This is a genomic window from Streptococcus sp. HMSC064H09, from assembly GCF_001812625.1.
Taxonomy (GTDB): domain Bacteria; phylum Bacillota; class Bacilli; order Lactobacillales; family Streptococcaceae; genus Streptococcus.
On the sequence record NZ_KV809593.1, the window covers coordinates 126,241 to 129,992 of the forward strand.

1 protein-coding gene is annotated in these 3,752 nt (G+C 39.0%); it reads left to right on the top strand.

Annotation, left to right across the window (positions count from 1 at the left end; genetic code table 11):
- Nucleotides 1-3,752 (top strand): Spy0128 family protein (locus HMPREF2867_RS07740; RefSeq protein WP_305366817.1); only part of this gene is annotated, 3,752 nt, incomplete at both ends.

The following is a 3,752-nucleotide window of genomic DNA, read 5'->3' on the forward strand; positions in this document are numbered from 1 at the left end:
TACTTTCACACCTGCTGCAACACAAGCACAATTCAAGTTTACTAAGAAACTTGAAGGTAAAGAGCTTACTAAGGATGCCTTCACATTTGAATTACTTGAAAATGGTAAAGTAATCCAAACTAAGAAGAATGCGGCTGACGGAACAATCCAATTCGACGCTATTTCTTACGATAAAGAAGGTTCTCACACTTACACTGTACGTGAAGTAGCTGGAACAGATACAAACATCGATTACGATGATATGAATGCAGTAGTAACTGTTAACGTTACTAAAGATGCTGCATCTGGTATCTTGACTGCTAATGTTACAATGCCAGAAGATACAGAGTTCAACAACTTTGCAGTAGCTCCAGTTAAGACTCGTTTCGACTTCGGCAAAGCTCTTGCGGGTCGTGAGTTGAAAGCTGGTGAATTCAGCTTCGTATTGAAAGATTCAACTGGTAAAGTTCTTCAAACTAAGACAAATACTAAAGAAGGTGTTGTAGCCTTTGACGATTTGACTTTTGACAATACACAAGTTGGTACTCACAAGTATACTGTGGAAGAAGTTCAAGGTTCTGAAGCGGGAATGCAATATGATACGATGAAAGCCGAAGTAACAATTACTGTTACTAAAGAAGGCCACGTACTTAAAGCAACAAATACTCTTCCTGCAGATACAGAGTTCAACAATACCTTCACATCAGCTCCTACTCAAGCTCAATTCAAGTTCACTAAACGTCTTGAAGGTAAAGTACTTGAAGCAGATGCCTTCACATTCGAATTGCTTGAAAATGGCAATGTCATCCAAACTAAGAAAAATGCTGCAGATGGTTCAATCACATTTGATGCGATTGAATACAGCGCTGAAGGTGAACACACTTACACTGTGCGTGAAAAAGCTGGTAACGATACAAATATCGATTACGATACTATGAACGCAGTAGTGAAAGTTAAAGTTACTAAAGATGCCGCTACAGGTCTCTTGAGTACTGCTGTTACAATGCCTGAAGACACTGAGTTCAACAACTATGTTGTTGCTCCAGTTGTGACTAAGTTTGACTTTACTAAGAAATTGGCAGGTCGTGAACTTAAAGCAGGTGAATTCAGCTTCGTATTGAAAGATTCTACAGGTGCAGTAGTTGAAACAGTTAAGAATGATGCTGCTGGTAACGTAACCTTCTCTGAATTGTCATTTGACAATACTAAACTTGGTACACACACTTACACTGTAGAAGAAGTAATTCCTGAAAACAAAGAATTCGGAATGACTTACGACCAAATGAAAGCTACAGTGACAGTTGAAGTTGCTAAGAATGGTCACACATTGACTACTGTTACAAACGTTACATCAACTGGTGGTGTAGACGCTAACGGTAAAGCAACTGATGGTACTGCAGATAAAGAATTCAACAACAAAGTCACTCCTCCGGACACTCCTGAATTCCAACCAGAAAAATTTGTCGTTTCTAAAGAGAAATATGACATCACTGGTGATAAGTTGATGGATGATGACGATGATGTTCCTGGTAACGAGTACACAGCAACAAACGCCAATCCATATGTTGATGGTGTTGCCAACAACGAACCAGAAAACTTGAATACTAAGACTGTTGAACGCGGTTCTAAATTGGTATACCAAGTATGGCTTGATACTACTAAATTCACAGAAGCTAACAACGTTCAATACGTTGGTGTATCTGATACATACGACGCTGATAAATTGGATGTAAACGCTTCTGACATCAAAGCTTACGATTCAGTAACTGGTGCAGACGTGACTGCTAAATTCGACATCAAAGTTGAAAATGGCACAATCACTGCAACTTCTAAAGATGAATTTATCAAAGATAAAGTAAACAACCCTGTTATCGATACTACTAAATTCGCCTTTGGACGTTACTATAAATTTGATATCCCAGCAACTGTTAAAGAATCTGTTAAAGCTGGTGCTGATATTGAAAATACAGCCAACCAAACAGTTCACGTTTACAACCCAGTAAGCAAGACAGTTGAAAAACCTGAAAAACCAACACAAAAACGTGTTAACAGCGTTCCAGTTCCAGTGGAAATGAACTTCACAAAACGTTTGGAAGGTCGTGAACTTCAAGCTAACGAATTCGAATTCGTATTGAAGAAAGACGGCGTTGAAGTTGAACGCGTGAAGAACGACGCTGCTGGTAAGATTGTCTTCAAGACTCTTAAATTTGGTCGTGATGATCTTGGTAAGACATACAACTACACAGTAGAAGAAACTCCTGGTACAGATACAACTGTCAAATACGACACAATGGTTGCTACTGTTAAAGTGGTTGTATCACACGACGGTACAGCTAAAGCAATCGTTGCCAACGTAACAGATGCTGCTGATAAAGAGTTCAACAATACAGTAACTCCACCAGAAGAACCTAAGTTCCAACCAGAGAAATACGTTGTTTCTAAAGCGAAATTCGATATCACTGGTACTAAACTCGTTGATGACGATTCTGAATTGACAGATAAATATGGTGAAACAAACACAAATCCATATGTCGATAATACAAACAACAACGAAGCTGAAAACTTGAATACCAAGACAGTTGAACGTGGATCTAAACTTTACTACCAAGTATGGTTGGATACAACTAAGTTTGACGCAGCTAACAAAGACAATATCCAAACAGTAGGAATCACAGATAACTACGACAAAGATAAATTGACTGTTAATGCTTCAGATATCAAGGTTTACGACTCAGTTACTGGTGCAGATGTTACTAACAAGTTCGATATCACTGATAACAACGGTGTTCTTACAGCTAACCTTAAAGCAGGCTTCACTAAGTCACTTGGCGACGCTGAAAACACTCAAATCATTGATACAACTAAATTCGAATTTGGACGCTACTATAAATTTGATATTCCAGCAACAGTGAAAGACGATGTTGTAGCTGGTGCAGATATCGAAAACAAAGCAGCTCAAGTTGTTAACTACTACAACCCAGTAAGCAAGACAGTTGAAAAACCAAACAAACCAACTGAAAAACGTGTAAATAGTGTTCCAATCTCAGTAGAATTCAACTTCACTAAGAAATTGGAAGGTCGCGACCTTAAAGCTGGCGAATTCACATTCGAGTTGAAAGACAGCGACAATGTTGTGATTGCAACTGCAACCAACGATGCAGCTGGTAAGATTAAATTCTCTCCAGTAGAGTACACAAATAAAGCTGGTGAAACTGTTACAGCCCTTAAATACAAGAAGGGTCAAGAAGGTACTTACAAGTACACTGTAACAGAGGTTAAGGGTACAGATGCAACTGTCACTTACGATGAAATGGTTGCTGTTGTAACCGTTACTGTATCTCATGATGGTACAGCGAAAGCCTTGATCACAAACGTGACAGAACCAGCGGATAAAGAATTTAACAACCGTGTAACACCTCCAGAAGAACCTAAGTTCCAACCAGAGAAATACGTTGTTTCTGAAGAGAAATTCGATATCACAGGTGACAAGCTCGTTGATGATGATAAAGAGTTGGCAGACAAGTACGCAGATACCAATGCGAACCCATATGCGGACGATGCATCAAACAACGAAAAACAAAACTTGAATACGAAGACTGTTAAACGTGGCGACAAGTTGGTTTACCAAGTATGGTTGGATACAACTAAATTTGACGCAGCTAACAAGGACAACATCCAATCAGTAGGAATCTCAGATGACTACGATGAAGCGAAGTTGAATCTTGATGCTACTAAGATCAAAGCCTACGATTCAGTAACAGGTGATGATGTTA